Origin of the sequence: Agrobacterium sp. LAD9, from assembly GCF_003031125.1 — a bacterium.
Lineage (GTDB): Bacteria > Pseudomonadota > Alphaproteobacteria > Rhizobiales > Rhizobiaceae > Agrobacterium > Agrobacterium radiobacter.
The window spans coordinates 226,571-248,756 of sequence record NZ_PHGS01000025.1 but is presented as its reverse complement, the minus strand read 5'-3'; the positions used below and the strand labels follow the sequence as shown (position 1 = coordinate 248,756).

Genomic DNA, 22,186 nt, shown 5'->3' with positions numbered 1-22,186 from the left:
CCATGAGCACCGTTGCAAATTCCGGTCTGTCCTCCGTCTTTTCCGGCAAGCCGCTGCGCTTCATCGCGGCCTCCATCCTGCTGGTCAACGGCCTCTTCCCGGCAATCTGGATCCTCTTCACCTCGCTGAAGACCGAAGCGGAACTGACGGTCAAGCCGATCACGTGGTTTCCGCATACTCCGACGCTTGCGAACTACATGCAGGCCTTCTCAGACCAGCCGCTGCACCTCTTCCTGTTCAACAGTTTCATGGTAGCCCTGCTCTCCACGGCGCTCACCATTCTGATTTCGGTGCTGGCGGCTTATGCGCTGGCGCGGCTGAACCTCAAATACCGGGCGCTGATCCTCTCACTCATCATCGCCGTTTCCACCTTCCCGCTGGTGACGCTCTTGGTGCCGCTGTTCGAAATCATGCGCGCGCTGAACCTGCTCAACAGCTGGACGGCACTGATTCTGCCTTACACGGTCCTTTCTCTTCCGGTCTGCACGCTGATGCTCGTCTCTTTCTTCGAAAGCATTCCGCGCGATCTCGAAAACGCCGCCATGATCGACGGCTGCACCCGCATCGGCGCACTCTTCAAGGTCGTCGTGCCGCTCTGCGCGCCGGGCGTTTTCACCGCCGGCATCCTCGCCTTCGTCAATGCCTGGGATGAGTTCCTGCTGGCACTCTCGTTCAACTCGAACCCAGCGCTCCGCACGCTTCCCGTCGGCATCCAGCTGTATCAGGGCGAGTTCGCCTTCCCTTGGCCGGTCATTTCGGCGGCGCTGGTGGTCGGCATCGTGCCGGTCGCGATCCTGATCGTTATCTTCCAGGAACGGGTTGTCTCGGGCCTCACCGCCGGTGGTCTCAAGGGCTAAAAGGTTAAGTCATGCATTTCGAAACGACCAAAGACGGCTTCACACTCGCGATCGGCAACCGCACCATCCTTTCCCATTCGTCTGATAATCCGGCCTTCTTCGCCGGTTTCGGCAAGGAGCGGATGGATATGTATCGCGGCAATTTCGATATCGAAGACTATGTCATCGAGCGAACCGCCCTGCGCCATGCGGAGGTCAACGGCGACAGCGTCACGCTCTCATCCTCACCGGGACAGGCACCGCGCCTTCGCCTGACGCTCGACGGCAACGCTATCAGGCTGACGGCTCTAGATGAAACCGTCAACCGCCTCTGGCTGCGCATCGTTGCGAAAACGGACGAGCATGTCTGGGGCGGCGGCGAGCAGATGTCCTATTTCGACATGCGCGGCCGTCGTTTCCCGCTCTGGACCTCCGAGCCGGGGGTCGGCCGCGACAAGACAACCGAAATCACCTTCAAGTCTGACGTCAGCGGCAAGGCGGGCGGTGATTATTACAACACCAACTATCCGCAGCCGACCTGGCTCTCGTCGCGCAAATATGCGCTGCATGTGGAAACGAGCGCCTATTCGGTCTTCGATTTCCGCAATGACGATTTCCACGAAATCGAAATCTGGGCCATCCCTGAAAGGATCGAGTTTTTCGCCGGCGACAGTTTCACCGATATCGTTTCCGCGCTTTCGCTGCGGTTCGGACGTCAGCCGGAATTGCCGGAATGGGTCTATAACGGCGCGATCATCGGATTAAAGGACGGCGCCAACTCCTTTGCCCGGCTGGAGAAAATCCGCGCGGCCGGAACGAAGGTGTCTGGCCTCTGGTGCGAGGACTGGGTGGGTCTTCGCCAGACATCCTTTGGCGCCCGCCTGTTCTGGGACTGGCAGGCGAATGATACGCGCTATCCGCATCTGCGCCAGAAGATCGCCGAGCTTGCCGATCAGGGCATCCGCTTCCTGGGTTACGTGAACCCCTATCTCTGCGTCGACGGCCCGCTTTTCCCGGTCGCCGAAAAGTCTGGTTATTTCGCCACCGACGCCGAGGGAAAAACGGCGCTGGTGGATTTCGGCGAGTTCGATTGCGGTGTGGTCGATTTCACCAATCCGGCCGCGGCCGACTGGTTCGCCGAAGAGATCATCGGCAGGAATATGCTGGATTTCGGCCTTTCCGGCTGGATGGCCGATTTCGGCGAATACCTGCCGATCGATATCACGCTTTCCAATGGTGTCGATGCCAAGCTGATGCACAATGCCTGGCCAACACTCTGGGCCGAGGTCAATGCGAAAGCCGTCGAGAGCCGGGGAAAGACCGGCGAAGCGCTGTTCTTCATGCGGGCCGGCTTCACGGGCGTGCAAGCCCATTGCCCGCTGATCTGGGGCGGCGACCAGTCTGTCGACTTCTCCCGTCACGACGGCCTGGTCACCGTCATCTGCGGCGCGCTTTCCTCCGGCCTTATGGGCAATGCCTATCACCACTCGGACATCGGCGGTTACACCAGCCTGTTCGGCAATGTCAGGACTGCTGAACTCATCATGCGCTGGACGGAGATGGCGGCTTTCACGCCGGTCATGCGCACCCATGAGGGCAACCGCCCGCGCGACAATCTGCAGATCGATCAAGATGAGGCGGTTCTTGCCCATTTCGCCCGTATGACATCCATCTATGTCGCGCTCGCCCCCTATCTGAAGTCGCTCTCCGCCGAGGCTGCAGAGTCGGGCCTGCCGGTGCAACGCCCCCTCTTCCTGCATTACGAGGATGACCGGCAGACCTACGCCATTCAGGACTGCTACCTCTACGGGGCGGACATGCTTGTCGCACCGGTCTGGAAAGCCGGAGAAACGCAACGTTCGCTCTATCTTCCGGGCGACGGCGAATGGGTGCATCTGTGGAGCGGCGCGCATTATCGCGGCGGACGAGACATTACCGTCGAAGCGCCGCTCGGTGAGCCGGCGATATTCTACCGTGCCGATAGCAGCCAGCGGCAGCTGTTCGAAAAACTTCGCACCATCGGCTGAACGATAGCGGGTTCGTTCTCCATCACCCCGTCAGGCGGGGTGATGTGATGGCCTTTTTAAAGAGGGCGGTCATCGCGTCGCTGATGCCCTGCGACGGGCTGACTTCGAAGAACAGTCCCGGAGAAGCACATTGCTGCATGCGTGCGCCGATTTCCGGCTGAAAGGGCGCGATCCAGCTATTGTACCAGTCATTGGTCGGCAGCGGCAGATAGGTGGTGTAGAGCACGGCGATCCGGAAGCCCTTTTCCTTCAGCTTCGTGCAATATTTGATATCGATCGGCTCCTGACAGCGGCCGCTGGTCGTCTTTTTGGTGCAGCTGGATGGCTTGTAGCTATCGCCGACACCGTCTGAAACGAAGAAGATAATCTTCTCGGGGCTGGCCGAACTCGCCCCGGTGCCAGAATTGCCGATCTTGTCGCCGATCTGAGTGAGTGCCCGGTCGAAATCCGTCTGCTGGTCGTTGTTAAATCCCTGCTTTGGGATCGACATCAGGTCGACTTCACCGGCTTTCTTCTTCGCGGTCGCCAGGTCCGACGTCAAGGGAACGACCTCGAGCAGCTTCGTATCTTCGGCTTTCTCTCCGAAAGTGTAGACCGCCATGCGATATTGATTGCTGCTTTTGCGGTTGGACTTCGCCGTGTCCATAAGGCTCGCCGTGGCCTTTGCGACCACATTGATGCGCGTCGTCACTCCGAGGCTTTTGGCCTTGTAATAATAGCTGTTCTTGTCCACCACCCCGTTTGTCACGATGTGACAGGCGAAAGCGCATTTGTCGCTCGTATTCGCAACCATGGTGGCGACATCGGCCGGCGTGGCACCAACGCCCATCGAGGGGGTGTTATCCAGAAGCACATAGAAGTCGCTGAATGTTTCCGTCTCGTATTTGGCGGTCGCCTTGCCCGAAACGGTGATGAGATCCTCTCCGAGGACCCGTGAAAGCGTCGTGCCGATCGATGCCTTGAAGCTCACCGACGATTCGATGGCGTTACCGCGCTTGATCACCGACACGTCGAGAGACAGGAGCTTGTAGTCGGGATTGGCCCTCTCATTGCTTTCGAAGAATGCGGAAGCCTCATCGCCGCCAAGCGTAATGACGCCGTCACTCGACATTTCCTTTGCCTTGTGAACGCTCGCCGACGTATCGGCAACCACCGCGAGCGCCGCAGCATCCGCCGCCATCTGCAGGTCTGATTTGACGGCCATGCCGTGCGTCACATCAAGGGCCACGCCGGCGGCGCCAATCAGCGGCACCATCAACAAGGCGCTGAGAATGCCGAAATTTCCCGATTTATCCTGCCAGAAGTTCTTCAAATTCGCCCCCAATCATCTTTCCCGGGGGCCAAATTAGTCGTACAATATTGAAAGGCAGTTTCAAGAGATAACTAATTTTCGATAAATCTAATTTCCTCAATAACTAATACGCAGATGGATACGGGTACCCGCGATCGCGCCTGACGACGGATCGGCGGCGGGACGTTGACATTTATGAAACTTGACTTACAAAACAAACTCTTCCGAGGGGAGCACCAGACGGTGCTGAGATGGCGTTGAGCCGGACCCTTGAACCTGATCCGGGTCATGCCGGCGTAGGAACGGAACTGTCGCGCCCGAGGGGCGCTGCCCTTTCTCTTCTCCGCTTTGCCCTGATCTCCGTGATTGTCACATCTGGAGACGAATGATGATGCTGAAACGTTCCGCCCTTCGCACACGGTGCGTTTGCGTCTGAGGTCCGGCCCATGCGTGCCACCCATGCGCTGAACGGTGTCGGTCTTCTGCTGGTTTTCTGGCAGGCGGGAACGTGGCTGTTTTCGCCACCCCGCTATATCCTGCCATCGCCCGCCGATGTTGCCGGCGCTTTTCTGCGCCAGCCCGGCTTCCTGTTCGGACAGGCTCTGGTAACCTTCAGCGAAATGGCGCTCGGGCTTGCGGCGGGAATCACCGCCGGCATTCTCGTCGCCTTCACCATTGCCGCCATCCCGCGCCTCGGCCGCCTCGTCTGGCCCATGGTTCTGGTGTTGCAGGCCTTTCCGGTGTTCGTGCTCGCCCCCATTCTCGTCCTCTGGTTCGGTTTCGGCATGGCCTCGAAAGTGGTCATGACGGCGATCATCATCTTCTTTCCGGTCGCGTCCTCCTTCACTGACGGCCTCAACCGCACGGAGCGCGCCATCCTCGACGCCGCCTCGCTGACTGAGGCGAGCCACTGGCAGGTCCTCACCCGGCTGCGTATGCCGCTGGCGCTCCCGTCGCTGATCTCGGGCTTGAGAGTGGCGGCGCCGCTAGCCCCGCTGGGCGCCGTCATCGGCGAATGGGTGGGCGCATCCGCAGGGCTCGGATTTGTGATGATCCAGTCCAATGCCCGGATGCAGACCGACACCATGTTCGCCGCCATGGCCATTCTCGCGGTCATGGCGGTGCTGCTGCGGCTTATCGTCGATCTCTCGACAGCCCATCTCGCCCCCTGGGCCAAAGAAACAGAACACACCACTCCTTTCAGATATTTGCGGAGACTTTCGGCACCATGAAACGAACTCTTCTTTCCCTCGTCGTCGCGGCTGCAAGCGTGCTTGCGCCCATGCAATCCCAGGCGGCCGACAAGCTCACCGTTTTGCTCGAATGGTTCGTGAATCCGGATCACGCGCCGATGGTGATTGCAAAAGAACGCGACCTGTTTGCCGATGCCGGGCTGGAGGTGGAACTGGTTCCGCCCGCAGACCCCTCCGCCGTGCCGCGTCTCGTCTCGGCAAAACAGGCCGATATTGGCGTGCATTACCAGCCGAACCTCTATCTCGACCACGACGCCGGCCTGCCACTCGTGCGTTTCGGCACGCTGGTCGAAACGCCCCTCAATACCGTCACCGTTCTCGCCGATGGACCGATCAAGAGCCTGAAGGATCTGAAGGGCAAAAAGGTCGGCTTTTCCGTATCCGGCTTCGAAGATGCCATGCTGAAGCGCATGCTGGAAAAGGACGGGCTGACGAAGGATGATGTCGAACTCATCAACGTCAATTTTTCGCTCTCGCCGTCGCTGATCGCTGGCAAGGTGGATGCCACGCTTGGCGGTTTCCGCAATTTCGAGCTGACGCAGATGAAGCTCGAGGGACATGAGGGCCGCTCCTTCTTTCCCGAGGAACATGGCGTTCCGGCCTATGACGAGCTGATCTTCGTCACCCATCGCGATCTCGTAAAGGACAGCCGCCTGCCGCGTTTCCTCTCCGCCGTGGAACAGGCCGCGATCTTCATCACCAACCACCCGCAGGAATCCTGGCAGCTTTTCATCAAGGCCTATCCGAACCTTGACGACGCGCTGAACAAGCAGGCCTTCTTCGACACGCTGCCGCGTTTCGCCAAGCGCCCGGCCGCACTCGACCGCACCCGCTATGCCCGTTTCGGCGCCTTCATGCAGGAGATGCAGCTGATCAAGCAGGCGCCGGCGGCGGACGACATCGCCGTGGAGCTGCAACAGCCATGACGACGACTTATCCGACAGCGGCAAAGGCCGCCGAAATTCTGGAGCGCGTGCGGCAGACGCGCCCGCGCGTGCATTGCCTGATGAACACCGTGGTGCAGAAATTCACCGCAGACGGCATCACCGTCATCGGCGGAATTCCTTCCATGACCACCTCGCTCGAGGAAATCGAGAGCTTCGTGGCCAAGGCGGATGCACTGACCGTCAATCTCGGCACACTGGACGCCGAACGGCGCAAGGTCATCCGGCTTGCGATAGAGATCGCCAATGCCTCCGGCAAGCCGTGGATCGTCGACCCCGTGCATTGCGATTATTCACCGTCGCGACTGGAGTTCGCGCGCGAACTCATCGCACTTTCCCCGACGATCGTGCGCGGCAATCACGCCGAAATGAGCCTGATCGGCGATGTGCCTGATGTGGTCAGAATCGAGACCGGGCCTGTGGATCACCTCAGCGACACGACCCGCAGCGTCAGGATCGTCAACGGCCATCCGTGGATGGCGAAGGTGACTGGCACTGGTTGCCTCTCGGGCGGCGTCATCGCCGCCTTCATGGCGGTGGAAAAAGACGCACTGACGGCAGCGGCCTCCGCCCTTGCCGTCACAGGCGTTTCCGCCGAACTTGCCGCCAGACACGCCGGAGGCCCCGGCACATTTGAACCGGCGTTTCTGGATGCGCTTTCCGAAATTTCTGGTGAGGACATCATCAATCACGCGAGGATCGAGCATGAACAAGGTTGATTACCGCCTCAACGCGCTGGTCGACGCAAGCCTTAGCGATGTCGCACCGCTGCCGGAGCTTGCTCTCGCCGCCGCACTCAACGGCGCGACCATTCTGCAATATCGCGACAAGCACGGCTCGACGCGGGAGATGATCGAAAACGCCCGCGCCATTCACGAGGCCATCGCCGGCACCGGCGTGCCGCTTGTCATCAACGACCGTGTGGATGTGGCGCTCGCTTCTGGCGCGGACGGGGTGCATCTCGGCGTCGACGACATGGATGCAAAGACCGCAAGGCGCATTCTCGGTGAAAAGGCGATCATCGGCCTCACCGTCAAGAATCGCACCGATGCCGAACGGGCGGCTTCCCTGCCTGTCGACTACGCCTGCATCGGCGGCGTGTTCGAAACCGTTTCCAAGGTCAATCCGGACAAGCCCGTTGGCATCGACGGTTTTGCGACGCTACGCGCCCTTTTGAGGGAATGGCGACCTGATATGCCGGTGGGCGCCATCGCCGGCATCGATCTTGCGCGTGTACCGTCCGTCATCAAGGCGGGTGCGGATGGTGTCGCGGTCATTTCCGCCATTTTTCGTGCGGCCGATATTGCCAGTGCGGCCAAGGACTTCCGCTCCGCAATTGACGCCACGCTGAAAGCGAGACAACCATGACATCAATTGCATTGACCATTGCCGGCTCCGACAGCGGCGGCGGCGCGGGCATCCAGGCTGATATCAAGACCTTTTCAGCGCTTGGCGCCTATGCGGCCAGCGTCATCACCGCCATCACCGCCCAGAACACCAGAGGCGTGACCGCGGTGGAGGATATTTCCGTCGCCACCATCGTCGCACAGATGGAGGCGGTATTCTCCGATCTTGCCGTCAATGCGGTGAAAATCGGCATGGTATCGCGGATCGAAACCATCGCCGCCATCGCCGAACGGCTTCGGCAACAACCACAGCCGGTGGTGCTGGATCCCGTCATGGTGGCGACGTCAGGCGACCGTTTGCTGCATGAAGATGCCATCGAGACATTGCGGCGCGAGCTTCTGCCGCTCGCCACCATCGTCACGCCGAACCTGCCCGAAGCGGCGCTGCTGACCGGCACGCCGATCGCCACCACGGAGAAGGAGATTACCCGTCAGGCCGATGCAATCCTGAAGGCGGGTGCGAAAGCGGTGCTCATCAAGGGCGGCCATGGTGAGGGGCCGCAGAGCACGGATTATCTGTTTGCGGACGGTAACATGCAGGCGCTTTCCGCACCCCGGGTGGAGACGAAGAACGATCACGGCACGGGGTGCACGCTGGCGGCGGCGATTACGGCTCATCTTGCCAAGGGTTGTGAGTTACGGGAGGCGGTGGGGCTTGCGAAGGAGTATCTGAACGGGGCGCTCGATGCCGGGCGGGGGCTTGCCGTTGGGAATGGGCGGGGGCCGGTGCATCATTTTTATCGGTGGTGGAGTTAGTCAGAATGCGGGGCTTACCCCCCTCTGTCCTGCCGGACATCTCCCCCTCAAGGGGGGAGATCGACAAGTGGCTGGCCCACGACATTCAGTGACGCCACTTTATTGATAGTAGACGATTGCGAGGGAACAAGCGGTGGCTCCATCCGATCTCCCCCCTTGAGGGGGAGATGTCCGGCAGGACAGAGGGGGGTAAGCCCTACACTCCACGCTACCTCGCCTTCGGCGTCGCCAGCACATTCCGGATCGCAAAACTCGAATGAATGCGCGAAACCCCCGGCAGTTTCGACAGAATTTCCTTGTGAATGCGCTCGAAATCCCCCGCACTTTCCGCCTCGCAGCGCAGAAAATAATCCGAGCCACCCGTCATCAGATAACATTCGCGGATTTCCGGATATCGCCGCACCGCGTTTTCGAAACGGTTGAGAAAATCCTCCGTTTGCCGATCCAGCGTAATCTGCACGATGACCGAAATCACCTCGCCGCCGGCAAGACCGCTGGTCAGCGCCGTGTACCCGCGAATAATCCCTTCCCGCTCGAGAATATCGACCCGGCGAAGGCAGGCGGATGCCGAAAGTCCGACCTCTGCGGCAAGCTTGGCATTACTGATGCGGGCATTGAGCCGAAGCAGGCGGATGATATGGCGGTCGGTCGCATCGAGTGACGACATAGAAGATTCCAATTAGCAAAAGAAAATTGCGTGATTGCGAATTCTATCGCATTTCCTTCGAACAATCGCCAAGAAATTCGATAATCGTTGCAATACCCTCATGAGATAAAAATGAGGGTGAACGACATGGATATGCAGATCAGCCGCCAGCAGGCAGCCGGTGGTGCAAGCGGTCATCTGACCATCGACCTCGGCGCATTGCGCGACAATTATCTGACCCTCGCGGCGATGGCGCCAGCATCGCAGACGGCGGCCGTCATCAAGGCCGATGCCTATGGCCTGGGTGCGGACATCGTCTCTCAGACCCTGTTCGAGGCGGGTTGCCGCAATTTCTTCGTCGCCCATATCGATGAAGCGCTGGCGCTCAGGCTCCGACTTTCGGCAGAAGTGCGGATTTTCGTCCTCAATGGTCTTCAGCCTGGCAATGAGACCTCCTGCGCCGCCATGGCCATTACCCCGGTTCTGAACTCACTGGAGCAGATCGCTCAATGGTCGGCTCACGCCAAGAAGCTTGGCAAAAGACTTGCCGCCGCCGTGCAGATCGATACCGGCATGTGCCGTCTCGGCCTTTCCCCTGAAGAGCTTGAAGTCCTCGCCTCACAGCCGCAATTGCTTGATGGTATCGACATCGCCTTCGTCATGAGCCACCTCGCCTGCGCCGACGAACCGAACCATGCCTCCAATGCCGCTCAGCTTTCGGTGATGCGCAAAGCTGCCATTGCTTTCCCTGATGTACCGGTCTGTTTTTCCAACTCCGGCGGCATCTTTCTGGGCAATGATTACCACAATCATCTCCTGCGCCCCGGCATCGCGCTTTATGGCGGCGCGCCCTCTGTTGCCCGCCCCAACCCGATGAAGCCCGTCGTTCGTCTTGACCTCGCCGTCATCCAGACCCGCACTGTTCCAGCCGGTTCGCTGGTCGGTTACGGCGGATCTTTCGAGGCGGCCGGTCCGACGCGGCTTGCGACGATCGCGGCCGGTTACGCTGATGGCCTGCCGCGTTCGCTCAGCAATCGCGGCGCGGCGTGGTATAACGGCGTGCGCCTGCCGATTGCGGGCCGCGTTTCGATGGACAGCATTATTCTCGACATATCCGCCCTGCCCGAAGACGCATTGACGCAAGGCAGTCTCGTGCAGATGATCGGGCCAGACCAGACGCTGGAAGACATCGCCAACGATGCGGGCACGATCGCCTATGAGATCCTGACAGGCCTCGGACGCCGTTATCGCCGCAGTTACATTCAGCCGGGTGAAACCCCGGCCATTGCTTCAACATCAGTCAATCACAAGTGAGACGATCATGAACGTCACTATCCTCGGAGCCGGCGTCGTCGGCGTGACATCCGCCTGGTATCTGGCCAAAGCCGGACACAAGGTGACGGTGATCGACCGCCAGCCGGCCGCAGCACTGGAAACCAGCTTCGCCAACGCCGGCGAGGTTTCCCCCGGTTATTCCTCGCCATGGGCGGCACCCGGCATTCCGATGAAGGCGATGAAATGGCTGTTCATGAAACACGCGCCGCTGATCATCCGCCCGACGGCCGACCCGGCCGCCTGGCGCTGGATGAGCCAGATGCTGCGCAACTGCACCTCGGCACGTTATGCCATCAACAAGAGCCGCATGGTGCGCGTCGCCGAATATAGCCGCGATTGCCTGATGGCCCTGCGTGAAGAGACCGGCATCGAATATGACCAGCGCATGCAGGGCACGCTCGAAGTATTCCGCACCCAGAAGCAGTTCGACGCCATCGGCAAGGATGTCGACGTGCTGACGGCGGGCGGCGTGCCTTTCGAAATTCTCGACCGCGACGGCTGCGCCGCCATCGAACCCGGCCTCGCGCCGGCGAAGGAGAAGATCGTGGGCGGCCTGCGCCTGCCGGGCGACGAAACCGGCGATTGCTTCATGTTCACGACTGAACTTGCTCGCATGGCCGAAGAAGCCGGCGTTACCTTCCTCTACGATACCGGCATCATGCGCCCCATCGTTGAAGCGGGACGTGTCAAGGCGGTGGAAACCACCCGGGGACTGGTGGAGGCTGACATTTTCGTCGCCGCACTCGGCAGCTATTCTCCGCAATTCCTGCGGCAGCTTGGCCTTACTCTGCCGGTTTATCCGGTGAAGGGGTATTCCATCACGGTTCCGATCGTAAAGGAGGAGCGCGCGCCCGTCTCCACGGTCATGGACGAGACCTTCAAGGTGGCTATCACCCGGCTTGGCTCACGCATCCGCGCCGGCGGCATGGCTGAAATCGCCGGCTTTAGCAAGGATTTGCCAGCAGCGCGGCAGGAAACACTGGCTCATTCGGTGGAAGACCTGTTCGGCGGCGCTGGCGATCAGACCCAGGCAAAATTCTGGTGCGGCCTGCGCCCGATGACGCCGGACGGTACGCCTGTCATCGGCGCCACCCGCTACAGCAATCTTTATCTCAATACCGGCCACGGCACGCTCGGCTGGACCATGTCCTGCGGCTCCGCCCGGGTGCTTGCCGATCTCATCAGCGGGAACAAGCCCGAGATAGACACCCACGATCTGGCGATCAGCCGTTACGCCGCCTGACACGCGATTAATCCGCGCATCCCCGCCCCTCTAGACGGGGATGGGCAGTCAATCAGAGCGCCAGCGCATCCTTCAGCGCCAGACCTTCCATCATGCGCAGGTCAAGGTCGGCCTCGATGTGGTCAAGATGCTGCAACATCAGCGCACGAGCCTTTGCCGCATCCTTTACCTCCAGCGCATCCAAGAGATCGGCATGATCATTGTGGCCGCAGCTCGAGACACCCGAGCGGCCGTAAAGCGCGATCACCAGCGACGAGCGGGCGACCAGTTCGTCCATGAATTTTTCCAGAATGGCATTGCCGGCAAGCGAGGCCAGCATCAGGTGGAAATCGCCCGATGCCTTGATTTCCGCGCGTCTGGCGCTCGGGCCACGTTCATGCTGGTGGCGGCTTTCCTGTACCAGATGCTCCCGCAACCGCTTGGCTGCTGCCGGCGTGATTTTCTCGATGGCGGCATCGACGACACCGGGTTCTATCAGCCGGCGCGAGGCGAACACCTGCCGCGCTTCATCCGGTGTGGGATTGGAAACGAAGGCGCCGCGGTTGCGCTCAGCCTTCACCAGCCCCTCATAGGCCAGCATCTGAAGTGCCGCGCGCACCACGGTGCGGCTGACATCGAACAGCGTACCCACTTCCGATTCCGACAGTTTGGTTCCCGGCGCAAGCCGGCGGTCGACAATGGCGTCACGCAGCGTATCGCGAATGGCCTGGGCGCGGTCTTCATGGGAGGTGTCGGGTGAGACAGTTATGTGGGCAAGGCTCATGGGCGTGTCCTGTTTGTTCTTTTGTTCTAGCGCGAAGTGCGGCGCACGCAAACAGGAATTGCGGGCCGCCGCCGGTCCGCCACAATTCATTCAGCGCCCGTTCAGCAGCCGGGCTGTATTTCCTTAACCATCGAATTTGCAACTGGCAGCACCCTGCCACCTGTACGGAAGAACACACCATGTCGTCCTTTGCAGCTAAAACAGTTCTGACAATTGCTGTCGCCGCCGCTACCATTGTTCCCTTGAGCAGCGCATCCGCTGGCGACTGGGACCGCCGTGATCGTCGCGATGCTGCCATTCTGGGTGGCGTACTCGGTCTTGCAGCCGGTGTAGCCGTCGGCTCCGCAATGTCCCGCCCGGCGCCGGTGGATGATGAGCGTGTCTATATCGACCCGCCCCGCCGCTATGAGCCGAGCTACGTCGACGAAGAGCCGGACTATCGCTATTATCGGCCCCAGCCGCAGCCTGTTTATCGCCCCGCTCCGGTCTACCGCCCGCAACCTGTCTATGACAGCCGCCCGGTTTACGGCCAGCGCGCCACCTATCGCACCATCGAACCCTGGACCAACGCCTGGTACGACTATTGCTCGCAGCGTTACCGGAGCTTCAATTCCCGCACCGGGACCTATACGGATTATGACGGCCAGCGCCATTTCTGCGTAGCGGGTTGATCAAGCCGACCTTCGGCGCAATTACGATCGTTATTGTCAGGCCGCGGACGGAAACGTCCGCGGCTTTTCATCAGGCGTCAACCTGAACCCTGCGCCGGCTCACGCCGCGCCGCTCTTCACATAATCCGCCCGGTTGATGCCGTGGCGTTGCAGCTTGTCGTAAAAGGTCTTGCGGGCTATGCCGAGCGTGGCGATGGTTTCCGCCACGTCGCCATTCGATTGTTCCAGCGTTTCGCGGATGATGCGCGCTTCGATCTCATCCATGCGCTCCGGCAAGGTGCCGGAGGCGGGGAGCGCGGATTGCAATGCAGGCGCGTCCGCCGGTTCCGTCTCCAACCCCAGCACCACCCTTTCGGCGAAATGCCCGAGTTCGCGCACATTGCCCGGCCAATCGTGGTCATTGAGGCGACGGGAAATACCGGCGCTGATCTGCGGCACCGGCATGTTGAAACGGTTGGCGGCCTTGGTGACGAAATGGGAGAACAGCAGCGGAATATCCGCCTTGCGTTCGCGCAGCGGCGGAATGGACAGCGTCACCACATTCAGCCGGTAATAGAGGTCCTCGCGAAACGTGCCACGTTCGGACGGATCGCCAAGATCGACCTTGGCCGCCGCCACCACGCGAATATCGACCGGCCGCTCCTCGTTCGACCCGAGTGGCGAGACCTCGCGCATTTCCAGCACACGCAGCATCTTCACCTGCACCGCAAGCGGCATGCTTTCGATCTCATCCAGAAACAGGGTGCCGCCGCTCGAATGTTCGATGCGGCCGACGCGTTTTTTCTGCGCGCCGGTAAAAGCTCCCGGCTCATGGCCGAAAAGCTCGCTTTCAATCACCGTTTCCGGCAGCGCCCCGCAATTGAGCGCCACGAAATTGCCTTTTGAGCGTTTCTTGCTCCAGCGGTGAAGGGCCGTTGCCACCACTTCCTTGCCGCTGCCCGTCTCGCCTGCCACCAGCACATCCACGTCGGTATCGGCAATGTGCCGGAGCGTGGTGCGCAGGCGCTCCATGGCCGGCGTCTGGCCGATCAGCGGCAGATCATCCTCCGCCTGCCCCGCCGCCCGGCGAAGGGCGCGATTTTCCAGCACCAGCCGGCGCTTTTCCAGCGCCCGGCGGGCACTTTCCACCATGCGCTCGGCAGGAAATGGCTTGGCGATAAAATCATAAGCGCCGTTGTGAAGCGCATCGACGGCCATCGGCACATCGCCATGCCCTGTGATGAGGATGACAGGCAGATCGGCATCGATCTTGCGGACATGGTCGAAAAACTCTAGCCCGGTCATGCCCGGCATACGCACATCGGTGATGACGACGCCGTCAAAATCCTCGTTCAAGGCCGCAAGCGCCTGTTCTGCGCGAGAAAACGAAGTAACCGGCAATCCATCGAGTTCCAGCGTCTGCATCATCGCCTTGCGCAGCTGGGAGTCGTCGTCCACCAGGAATATGGTTCCGTCCACCGTCATGTCATGCTCGCTTCAGAAATACGGAAAAACGAGTACCCGCCTCGCTGCTTTCCACCTCGATACGCCCGCCATAATCCGAAGCAATATCGTTGGAGATGACGAGACCGAGGCCGAGGCCGCTTTCCTTTGATGTGTTGAAGGGCGAAAAAAGTTGGGCGCGGATGGCTTCAGGAATACCCGTACCATTGTCGCTGACGGAAAGCACGACCACGCCGCCTTCCTCGCGCACACGCACCTCGACACGGGCCGCCCCAATCTCTTCAGTGGCTTCCAGCGCGTTTTGCAGAAGGTTGATGAGGATCTGCTCCAGCCGGATACGGCTGCCGAGCACTTTCAGGTCCTGATCCGGCAACGCGATATCCAGCGCATCCATCTGCCCGGAAAAGCGGCTGCGCAACAGCATGACCGCGCCTTCGATGACCAAGCGAACGCTGACAGGCTCGGCGGCGGTGCGGCCCTTGCGGGCCAATATTTTCAGATCGCCGGTAATGGTGCCGATACGCTCGGTCAACGCCGCGATGTTTTCGAGATTTTCGGTGGCCTCGGACATGCGGTCGCGTTTCAGCAGGGTGCGGGCATTGTCGGCAAAGGCGCGGATCGTCGCCACCGGCTGATTGATCTCGTGCGCCACACCCGCCGCCACCTGCCCCAGAATGGAAAGGCGGTTGGCCTGAACCAGCTCGTGCTGCACATTACGCAACTCGCCGGTGGTTTTTTCATGCAGGGCGATTTCGGCCTGCAGGTGATCGCGGGTTCTGGTCAGGTCGCGGGTGCGTTCCTGCACCTTCATTTCCAGCTCAGTGCGGGCACGCTGTTCCTCTTCCTTTTCCTTAAGCGCCTTGTGCCGGCGCCACAGCCACAGGGCCGAAAGCGCCATCAGCGGCATCAGCGTCGCCAGCGCCACCACCCTGCCCTCGCGGATTGTGGCGTTCAGCGCCGGCGCCACGGGCTGCAGATAATGCAGGGTCCATGAAGTGGTCGGAACCGGCATTTCGAGTTGCAGGTAGTCGCCGCGCTCGCTCCCCGGTTCATCAACATGAATAAGCGGAACGCTCTCGCTCGAGCGCCGCGCCGCCCGAAATGGCAAGGTTGAAAGCGCCTCATTGCCGAATTGCAGGCTCTCGGAAATGATCTTCCGCTGCGCCTCATCAATCGGCGCGACGGTCCTGAAGCGCCATTCCGGCACGCTGGTCATCAGCACGACGCCGTTTCCGTCGACCACATAGACCGGTTTGCCGCCGATGTTCCAGTCGGTCTCCAGCCGGTTGAACTCGACCTTGGCGATGACGACGCCAAGCGGCCGCCCGTCGGCGGAATCGATGCGGCGGGAGATATAAAGACCCGGCCGGCGGCTGACATTGCCGAGGGCATAATGTTCGGACATGCCGGTCTTCATCGCCGCCTGGAAATATTCGCGGAAAGCATAATTGGAACCGACAAAGCTGTCCGCCTGCCGCCAATTGCTCGACGCAATCGTCAATCCGGTCGGCCCGGTCACATAGATCACCGAGGATTGCGTACCTTCAATAAGCCCCTCCAGCTTGCGGTTCAGCCGATCGAGGGCAGGAGCACCACCACCATCCAGCGCGGCGGCAAGATCGGGATCTCCTGACAGGACCAGCGGAATGGCGCGCGGCCGCTCCAGCGCAACATTAAGAAGCGCGATCTTCAATTCGGCATCCGTGGCGGCCTCGGAACCCGCCACCCGCAGTGCCTGGTTGCGGGCGAACTCATCGGCCACCAAGAGAACACCAAGACTGACGAGCAGCCACAGACCCGCCAGCGCCAGCCATTGCGCCCGCCGTTTCGCCTGGGAATGAGGTGTCTGATCCTGATAGGTCATGGGATAATTGTGCGGATTTACGCACAGATCGCAAGAGATTTTGTCCGGAATTCCGCACAAATGCCCTTGAGCCGGCGAAGCTTCAATAAAAACTACTTTTGAAATCAGCTGGTTACGGCAAATAAGCAAGTCTGGCATGCGTATTGCACATGACTCCACAATCGGCGCGAAGCCGTCAACGACACGGCGATCCCGGGAGGCCAATAAAGGCAGGGTGAGGCCGAGGAGGAAAAAACATGATCGATACGACAGCCGTGGCCGCAGGCCACGCCAAAATGCCATTTTACAAGCACCTGTATTTTCAGGTTCTGGTGGCCATCATCGCCGGTATCGCGCTCGGCCATTTCTATCCGGCTTTCGGCGAACAGCTGAAACCGCTCGGCGACGGCTTCATCCGCCTCGTCAAGATGATCATCGCTCCCGTCATCTTCCTCACAGTCGCGACCGGCATTGCCGGCATGAACGACATGAAGAAGGTTGGCCGCGTGGCCGGCAAGGCCATGATCTACTTCCTGGTGTTCTCCACGCTCGCGCTCATCGTTGGCCTCATCGTCGCCAATACCGTGCAGCCGGGCGCCGGCATGAACATCGATCCCGCCACGCTGGATGCCAAGGCCGTCGCGACCTACGCCGACAAGGCCCATGAGCAGACCATCACCGGCTTCCTGATGAACATCATCCCGACCACCATCGTCGGCGCGTTCGCCAGCGGCGATATTCTGCAGGTGCTGTTCTTCTCGGTGCTCTTCGGCATCGCGCTCGGCGTCGTCGGCGAAAAGGGCAAGCCCGTCACCGATTTCATGCATGCCCTGATGTATCCGATCTTCAAGCTGGTCGCGATCCTGATGAAGGCCGCCCCCATCGGCGCTTTTGGCGCGATGGCCTTCACCATCGGCAAATACGGCATCTCGTCCGTTACCAACCTCGCCATGCTGATCGGCACCTTCTACATCACGTCCGCATTGTTCGTGTTCGTGGTTCTCGGCGCCGTCTGCCGCTATAACGGCTTCTCCATCGTAGCGCTCATCCGCTACATCAAGGAAGAACTGCTTCTTGTTCTCGGCACCTCTTCTTCGGAAGCCGCCCTGCCGGGCCTGATGAGCAAGATGGAAAAGGCGGGCTGCAAGCGTTCCGTCGTCGGCCTCGTCATTCCCACCGGTTACTCCTTCAACCTTGACGGCACCAACATCTACATGACGCTGGCCGCTCTCTTCATCGCACAGGCGACCGGTATCCACCTCTCCTTCGGTGAACAGATCCTCCTGCTGCTCGTTGCCATGCTCTCGTCCAAGGGTGCGGCCGGCATCACCGGCGCTGGCTTCATCACGCTCGCAGCCACGCTCTCCGTCGTGCCTTCGGTTCCAGTTGCCGGCATGGCGCTGATCCTCGGCATCGACCGCTTCATGTCGGAATGCCGTGCGCTCACCAACTTCGTCGGCAATGCGGTCGCCACCATCGTCGTCGCCCGCTGGGAAGGCGAACTGGATCAGGACCAGCTTGCCCGCGTTCTGAGCGGCAAGGAAGAGTTCACCGGCATCGCCGATGTGGATTCGCTTCCGGCATCGGTCCAGCCGGCCGAATAATACGACCTCCCAAGGTCTGGCCTGTCCCGGTTTTTCCCGGGCAGGCAACTACAGAAAGCCCGGAGCATCTTGCGATACTCCGGGCTTTTCCGTTGCGGAATTGCAAACTGTGCAGTGTCAGCCTTTCGCGGCCAATGCCTTATCGAGACCGCGCTTCACACCGGCAAACAGCTCGTCCAGCTGCTCGGCAGTGATGATCAGCGGCGGGCAGAAGCAGATGGCTTCACCGATCGGCCGGGTGATGACGCCTTCGCTTTCGATGGCCGCAGCCAGCGTGAGCGTGGTATCACCCGCCTTCATGCCCTCCCATGGCTTTACCTCCAGCGCGCCGATCAGGCCAATACCGCGCGAGGAATGAATAAGCGGGTGGTCGGCAAGCGCGTTCAGATGATCGAGGAACTTTCCTTCCAGTCGGGCGACATTACCGACAAGGTCGCGCTCCTGAATGATCTTCAGGTTTTCCAGCCCCACAGCCGTTGCGACCGGATGGCCAGAGGCGGTGTAGCCGTGGCCGAAGGAGCCGATACGATCGGATTCATCGGCAATCGGCTGGTAGAAACTGTCATTCATGATGATCGCCGAAAGCGGCATGTAGGACGACGAAATCTGCTTGGAGACGACAAGCACGTCCGGCTTGATGTCATAGGTCTCGCAGGCGAACATCTTGCCGGTTCGGCCGAAACCGCAGATCACCTCGTCCACGACAAGCAGAATATCGTATTTCTTCAGGATCGCCTGCACACCCTCCCAATAACCTTCAGGCGGCAGGAGAACGCCGCCGGCGCCCATCACCGGCTCGCCCCAGAAGGCGGCGATGGTCTCGGGACCTTCGCGCCGGATCAAATCCTCCAATTCGCCGAGGATACGCGCGGTGAACTCCGCTTCGCTTTCGCCATCCTTGCCGAAATGCACATAGGAAGGGCAGGCCGTGTGCAGCATGCGGTCCAACGGCAGATCGAAGCTTTCATGGTTGCGCGGCAGGCCGGTGATCGAGGCCGAGGCGATGGTCACGCCATGATAACCCTTGATGCGGCCAATGATCTTCTTCTTGTCCTTCTTGCCCAGCGCGTTCGAGCGATACCAGACCATCTTGGCAACGAGATCGTTGGCCTCGGAGCCGGAGGAAGTGAAATGCACCTTGGACATCGGCACCGGCGAAAGCTCGATCAGCAACTCGGCGAGATCGACGGACGGGCCGTGCGTCTTGTAGGAAAAGGTGTGGTAATAGGGCAGCTTCTGCATCTGCTTCGTCGCCGCTTCCACCAGCCGCTTTTCACCGAAACCGAGCGCCACCGACCAGAGCCCCGCCATCGCCTCGATATAGCGCCTGCCGCTGCTGTCGGTCACATAGATGCCTTCGCCGCTCTCGATGACAAGCCCGCCGGTCTTTTCGAATTTGCGCAGATTGACGTTCGGATGCATCTGATAGGCGATATCGCGTGCCTCGACGGAATTCGGCAGGATGGTCATCGATAAGGGCTCCATTTTCGGTTGATGGTCGGCGTGTCAGACGTGCTGGCCGCCGTTGATGTGAATTTCCGCGCCATTGATGTAGCTCGACTGTTCCGAGCAGAGGAAATAGATGGTCTGCGCCACCTCGGCCGTGGTGCCGAGCCGCCCGAGCGGCACCTGCGCGTCCACCAGTTCCGCCGTTCCGGGGGAGAGGATGGCGGTGTTGATTTCACCGGGCGCAATGGCGTTGGCGCGCACGCCACGCGGGCCGAACTCATGCGCAAGTTCTCGCGTCAGCGCCGCGAGCGCCGCCTTCGATGTGGCGTAGGCCACGCCTGCAAAAGGATGCACACGTGAGCCCACAATCGATGTGACGTTGACGATGGAGCCCTTCGCCTCCTCAAGTTCCGGCAAAAGCGCGCGGGCAAGCAGCGCCGTCGAAACGAGATTGACGTTCAGCACCCGCGTCCAGATATCCGCCGTTGTATCCTTCACACCGAGACGACTTCCGCCTTCACCCTTGGGCGAAATTCCGGCATTGTTGACAAGCGCCGCAAGCTTTCCCTCCGGCAGGCGTGAACGCACCTCGTCCGCCAGAGCGTCAATACGGGACAAGTCCTCCAGATCAGCCTGAATATGGCTTTCCCGTGCAGACGGCCAACGGCATTCCTCGGAGAAGGGTTGCCGCGATACGGTGAGAATTCTCCAGCCCTTTTCCTGAAACAGCTTGACGGTGGCATGCCCTATTCCGCGGCTGGCGCCGGTCAGAAGCATATAAGGAACAGCCATATGAGAACTCCTGTGCCATGCGGACCGTTGAGCCGGCCGCGCATTCAGCCCCGCATGTTAGAGCGCTGCCACCGGCTGACAAGGTCTTTTTTGTCGCGGCGCAGCGATGGCGGATCGGCGACGGGCTAATCCCATTTGATGTACGGCTTTCACCCGAAGGGAATATTTGAAGCCGACCGTTTCCCCATAAAATGAAGCCTCCCGAATGTGTGATCAGTATTGGGAGGGGGACGAATGCGCATCGATATCATCGACACGGACGCCGGCTTCGAGGCGATCCGCGAAAACTGGGATGCGGTGTTCATGGCCGATCCCCATGCCCGGCATTTCCTCTCCTGGGGATGGCTCAGGGATTATATGCCGCGCCGCAGGCGCTGGTTCATCCTTGCGCTGCGCGAACGGCCGGAAGGCTCGCCCTATGTGGCGTTTTTCCCGCTGCGCATCGTCACCGAACCGGACAAGAAAACCGGCCGCTTCCATGATAGCATCGTCATGGCCGGCAATGCAGCGGCGGATTACACCGGCTTCATCACCCTGCCGGACTATGAAAATCACGCCGTTGCCGGTTTCTGCTCCTATATACGCCAGCAGAACTGGACAGAACTGAAACTCGATTATCTCTCCGGCCCGCCGGAGCGTCGCGACGCAATGATCCGCGCGCTTCAGGGTCCGCTCGTCATGTTCCGCGACAACATGCCGACCAACCCCTACAACATCAACAATTGCATCTGCCCGGTGGTTGCCCTGCCGGAGACGTTCGATAGCTATCTCGACAGCCATATGAGCAGCCAGACCCGGCAAAAGCTCAGGCGTTTCCTGAGAAAGGTCGAAGGCGGCGACGAATATAGCATCACCTTCGCGACGAGAGAGACGATCAGGCGGGATATGGATATCCTGTTCGATTTCTGGCGCATCCGCTGGGCGCCGCACAAGGGCAAGGAGCGTACGGAACTCCTGATCGGCGCGACGCGACAAATGTTGATGGATGTCTATATCCGCGGCGATCTGGAAGTACCGGTCCTCTGGTTCGGCGACCAGCCGTTGGGGGCACTCGCCAATATCATCGACCGCCAGAAGAAGTCGGTCCTGTTCTATATCACCGGCCGCGACGAGAACTGGAAGACCCCTTCCCCCGGCCTCGTGCTGCATGGCCACTGCATCCGCCGGGCGATCGAGCAGGGTTTCAGGACCTATGATTTCCTGCGCGGCAACGAGCCTTACAAATATTTCTTCGGGCCGGAGGAGCAGAAGCTGAGCTGCACGTTGTTCCGCACCCGCTCGGGCGAAAATCTCGGCGGCACGCTTCACCCCCGCAGCATCCGTTTTGTCTACGAACAGGCGCTCAAACTCTACAAGAGCGGCCAGAAGGCGGCCGCCAATATCGCCTTCGGGCAGGTGCTTGCCGCAGCACCTGACCATCTCGGCGCGCAATTCGGGCTCGCCAATCTGTCGTTCGACCGGGGTGAATTCCGGGAGGCCGAGATCGCCTTTCTCAGCCTTCTGGCCGCTGGCCAGGAACCCGTCGTCCTGTGGCTTCGCATCGGCGAGGCCCGGCTGGCGCAGCAGTACTACCACGAGGCATCCGAGGCCTTCCGCCAGGTAACCAATCGCGCACCCTTCCACCGGGAAGCGCTTTATAAATGCGCGGTGGCGCTGATTGCCGCCGAAAGAACGGTGGAAGGCGCTGAAATCCTCGACAGGCTGCAGCATTATCATTCCGACGATGCGGCGCATCTGGAATATGCAGAAAAAGCCCGTGCAGCCCTTGCCAGGCTGGAACTGGCAAAAACAAAGGTACCGCTGCCGTCAGATATCGTCACCCTCGCTACCAAGCCGAAAACGGCGGGCAAACGCTGGCATCCGCCAAAGGTTTTGCATTAAAGG

Annotated in this window: 19 protein-coding genes and 1 riboswitch; of the genes, 12 read left to right on the top strand and 7 right to left on the bottom strand. The window is 60.4% G+C overall.

Annotated elements, in window-relative coordinates:
* The first annotated feature begins 2 nt into the window (after nucleotides 1–2).
* Complete coding sequence (locus tag DA915_RS22640) at nucleotides 3–857, top strand: carbohydrate ABC transporter permease (protein WP_060726889.1); 855 nt, start codon at nucleotides 3–5, stop codon at nucleotides 855–857.
* A gap of 11 nt (nucleotides 858–868) precedes the next feature.
* Complete coding sequence (locus DA915_RS22635) at nucleotides 869–2,863, top strand: alpha-glucosidase (RefSeq protein ID WP_107677379.1); 1,995 nt, start codon at nucleotides 869–871, stop codon at nucleotides 2,861–2,863.
* 22 nt (nucleotides 2,864–2,885) lie between these two features.
* On the opposite strand, the gene DA915_RS22630 is transcribed toward DA915_RS22635, so the two are convergent.
* Nucleotides 2,886–4,175, bottom strand: coding sequence for a pilus assembly protein TadG-related protein (locus DA915_RS22630; protein WP_080864900.1), 1,290 nt, complete (start codon nucleotides 4,173–4,175; stop codon nucleotides 2,886–2,888).
* A 196-nt stretch (nucleotides 4,176–4,371) separates the two neighbouring features.
* Nucleotides 4,372–4,474: riboswitch (TPP riboswitch) on the top strand.
* Between the two features lie 126 nt (nucleotides 4,475–4,600).
* Between DA915_RS22630 and DA915_RS22625 the strand changes: the two genes are divergently transcribed.
* From DA915_RS22625 to thiD, 5 genes are read left to right on the top strand one after another with little or no spacing between them, the layout of a single operon-like run.
* Complete coding sequence (locus tag DA915_RS22625) at nucleotides 4,601–5,386, top strand: ABC transporter permease (protein WP_107677378.1); 786 nt, start codon at nucleotides 4,601–4,603, stop codon at nucleotides 5,384–5,386.
* The gene (locus DA915_RS22620; protein ID WP_162724134.1) at nucleotides 5,383–6,333 is read left to right on the top strand and encodes an ABC transporter substrate-binding protein; all 951 of its coding nucleotides are present in this window, start codon (nucleotides 5,383–5,385) and stop codon (nucleotides 6,331–6,333) included. The genes DA915_RS22625 and DA915_RS22620 overlap by 4 nt, the downstream gene beginning before the upstream one ends.
* Nucleotides 6,330–7,070, top strand: a complete 741-nt coding sequence (locus DA915_RS22615) for a hydroxyethylthiazole kinase (RefSeq protein ID WP_107677377.1) — start codon at nucleotides 6,330–6,332, stop codon at nucleotides 7,068–7,070. Before DA915_RS22620 ends, DA915_RS22615 begins: the two co-directional genes overlap by 4 nt.
* Nucleotides 7,057–7,719 (top strand): thiamine phosphate synthase, encoded by a 663-nt coding sequence (thiE, locus tag DA915_RS22610; protein WP_107677376.1) that lies wholly within the window; start codon nucleotides 7,057–7,059, stop codon nucleotides 7,717–7,719. The genes DA915_RS22615 and thiE overlap by 14 nt, the downstream gene beginning before the upstream one ends.
* Nucleotides 7,716–8,513: a bifunctional hydroxymethylpyrimidine kinase/phosphomethylpyrimidine kinase gene (gene thiD, locus DA915_RS22605; protein ID WP_107677375.1), complete on the top strand. Its 798-nt coding sequence runs from the start codon at nucleotides 7,716–7,718 to the stop codon at nucleotides 8,511–8,513. Before thiE ends, thiD begins: the two co-directional genes overlap by 4 nt.
* Before the next feature lie 208 nt (nucleotides 8,514–8,721).
* On the opposite strand, the gene DA915_RS22595 is transcribed toward thiD, so the two are convergent.
* Nucleotides 8,722–9,180: an Lrp/AsnC family transcriptional regulator gene (locus DA915_RS22595; RefSeq protein ID WP_003500727.1), complete on the bottom strand. Its 459-nt coding sequence runs from the start codon at nucleotides 9,178–9,180 to the stop codon at nucleotides 8,722–8,724.
* Between the two features lie 126 nt (nucleotides 9,181–9,306).
* On the opposite strand from DA915_RS22595, the gene alr reads away from it, so the two are divergent.
* Nucleotides 9,307–10,473, top strand: a complete 1,167-nt coding sequence (gene alr, locus DA915_RS22590) for an alanine racemase (protein WP_107677536.1) — start codon at nucleotides 9,307–9,309, stop codon at nucleotides 10,471–10,473.
* A gap of 7 nt (nucleotides 10,474–10,480) precedes the next feature.
* Nucleotides 10,481–11,737, top strand: coding sequence for a D-amino acid dehydrogenase (locus DA915_RS22585; RefSeq protein ID WP_003506393.1), 1,257 nt, complete (start codon nucleotides 10,481–10,483; stop codon nucleotides 11,735–11,737).
* 52 nt (nucleotides 11,738–11,789) lie between these two features.
* Here the strand turns inward: DA915_RS22585 and DA915_RS22580 are convergent, their stop codons facing one another.
* The gene (locus DA915_RS22580; RefSeq protein ID WP_003506391.1) at nucleotides 11,790–12,500 is read right to left on the bottom strand and encodes a GntR family transcriptional regulator; all 711 of its coding nucleotides are present in this window, start codon (nucleotides 12,498–12,500) and stop codon (nucleotides 11,790–11,792) included.
* A 179-nt stretch (nucleotides 12,501–12,679) separates the two neighbouring features.
* On the opposite strand from DA915_RS22580, the gene DA915_RS22575 reads away from it, so the two are divergent.
* The gene (locus tag DA915_RS22575; protein WP_003506390.1) at nucleotides 12,680–13,171 is read left to right on the top strand and encodes a BA14K family protein; all 492 of its coding nucleotides are present in this window, start codon (nucleotides 12,680–12,682) and stop codon (nucleotides 13,169–13,171) included.
* A gap of 99 nt (nucleotides 13,172–13,270) precedes the next feature.
* Here DA915_RS22575 and DA915_RS22570 read toward each other — a convergent pair whose 3' ends face one another.
* Both DA915_RS22570 and DA915_RS22565 read right to left on the bottom strand, forming a co-directional pair.
* Nucleotides 13,271–14,635: a sigma-54 dependent transcriptional regulator gene (locus DA915_RS22570; protein WP_107677374.1), complete on the bottom strand. Its 1,365-nt coding sequence runs from the start codon at nucleotides 14,633–14,635 to the stop codon at nucleotides 13,271–13,273.
* Between the two features lies 1 nt (nucleotide 14,636).
* A complete protein-coding gene (locus DA915_RS22565; RefSeq protein ID WP_107677373.1) occupies nucleotides 14,637–16,478 on the bottom strand; it encodes a sensor histidine kinase in 1,842 nt (613 codons plus the stop codon).
* Between the two features lie 236 nt (nucleotides 16,479–16,714).
* On the opposite strand from DA915_RS22565, the gene DA915_RS22560 reads away from it, so the two are divergent.
* Nucleotides 16,715–18,061 carry a dicarboxylate/amino acid:cation symporter gene (locus tag DA915_RS22560; RefSeq protein ID WP_060724764.1) on the top strand — a complete coding sequence of 449 codons (1,347 nt, stop codon included), beginning with the start codon at nucleotides 16,715–16,717 and terminating at the stop codon, nucleotides 18,059–18,061.
* A 117-nt stretch (nucleotides 18,062–18,178) separates the two neighbouring features.
* On the opposite strand, the gene DA915_RS22555 is transcribed toward DA915_RS22560, so the two are convergent.
* Together DA915_RS22555 and DA915_RS22550 are read right to left on the bottom strand one after the other, a co-directional pair.
* Nucleotides 18,179–19,531, bottom strand: coding sequence for an aspartate aminotransferase family protein (locus tag DA915_RS22555; protein ID WP_020809000.1), 1,353 nt, complete (start codon nucleotides 19,529–19,531; stop codon nucleotides 18,179–18,181).
* A gap of 36 nt (nucleotides 19,532–19,567) precedes the next feature.
* The gene (locus tag DA915_RS22550; RefSeq protein ID WP_003506382.1) at nucleotides 19,568–20,302 is read right to left on the bottom strand and encodes an SDR family NAD(P)-dependent oxidoreductase; all 735 of its coding nucleotides are present in this window, start codon (nucleotides 20,300–20,302) and stop codon (nucleotides 19,568–19,570) included.
* 234 nt (nucleotides 20,303–20,536) lie between these two features.
* On the opposite strand from DA915_RS22550, the gene DA915_RS22545 reads away from it, so the two are divergent.
* Nucleotides 20,537–22,183 carry a GNAT family N-acetyltransferase gene (locus tag DA915_RS22545; RefSeq protein WP_107677372.1) on the top strand — a complete coding sequence of 549 codons (1,647 nt, stop codon included), beginning with the start codon at nucleotides 20,537–20,539 and terminating at the stop codon, nucleotides 22,181–22,183.
* Nucleotides 22,184–22,186 lie beyond the last annotated feature (3 nt).

Excerpts from the sequence above, each read along its gene's own strand:
- DA915_RS22640 (WP_060726889.1), top strand. The coding sequence starts at position 3 with ATGAGCACCGTTGCAAATTCCGGTCTGTCCTCCGTCTTTTCCGGCAAG.
- DA915_RS22635 (WP_107677379.1), top strand. The coding sequence starts at position 869 with ATGCATTTCGAAACGACCAAAGACGGCTTCACACTCGCGATCGGCAAC.
- DA915_RS22625 (WP_107677378.1), top strand. The coding sequence starts at position 4,601 with ATGCGTGCCACCCATGCGCTGAACGGTGTCGGTCTTCTGCTGGTTTTC.
- DA915_RS22620 (WP_162724134.1), top strand. The coding sequence starts at position 5,383 with ATGAAACGAACTCTTCTTTCCCTCGTCGTCGCGGCTGCAAGCGTGCTT.
- DA915_RS22615 (WP_107677377.1), top strand. The coding sequence starts at position 6,330 with ATGACGACGACTTATCCGACAGCGGCAAAGGCCGCCGAAATTCTGGAG.
- thiE (WP_107677376.1), top strand. The coding sequence starts at position 7,057 with ATGAACAAGGTTGATTACCGCCTCAACGCGCTGGTCGACGCAAGCCTT.
- thiD (WP_107677375.1), top strand. The coding sequence starts at position 7,716 with ATGACATCAATTGCATTGACCATTGCCGGCTCCGACAGCGGCGGCGGC.
- DA915_RS22595 (WP_003500727.1), bottom strand. The coding sequence starts at position 9,180 with ATGTCGTCACTCGATGCGACCGACCGCCATATCATCCGCCTGCTTCGG.
- alr (WP_107677536.1), top strand. The coding sequence starts at position 9,307 with ATGGATATGCAGATCAGCCGCCAGCAGGCAGCCGGTGGTGCAAGCGGT.
- DA915_RS22585 (WP_003506393.1), top strand. The coding sequence starts at position 10,481 with ATGAACGTCACTATCCTCGGAGCCGGCGTCGTCGGCGTGACATCCGCC.
- DA915_RS22580 (WP_003506391.1), bottom strand. The coding sequence starts at position 12,500 with ATGAGCCTTGCCCACATAACTGTCTCACCCGACACCTCCCATGAAGAC.
- DA915_RS22575 (WP_003506390.1), top strand. The coding sequence starts at position 12,680 with ATGTCGTCCTTTGCAGCTAAAACAGTTCTGACAATTGCTGTCGCCGCC.
- DA915_RS22570 (WP_107677374.1), bottom strand. The coding sequence starts at position 14,635 with ATGACGGTGGACGGAACCATATTCCTGGTGGACGACGACTCCCAGCTG.
- DA915_RS22565 (WP_107677373.1), bottom strand. The coding sequence starts at position 16,478 with ATGACCTATCAGGATCAGACACCTCATTCCCAGGCGAAACGGCGGGCG.
- DA915_RS22560 (WP_060724764.1), top strand. The coding sequence starts at position 16,715 with ATGATCGATACGACAGCCGTGGCCGCAGGCCACGCCAAAATGCCATTT.
- DA915_RS22555 (WP_020809000.1), bottom strand. The coding sequence starts at position 19,531 with ATGACCATCCTGCCGAATTCCGTCGAGGCACGCGATATCGCCTATCAG.
- DA915_RS22550 (WP_003506382.1), bottom strand. The coding sequence starts at position 20,302 with ATGGCTGTTCCTTATATGCTTCTGACCGGCGCCAGCCGCGGAATAGGG.
- DA915_RS22545 (WP_107677372.1), top strand. The coding sequence starts at position 20,537 with ATGCGCATCGATATCATCGACACGGACGCCGGCTTCGAGGCGATCCGC.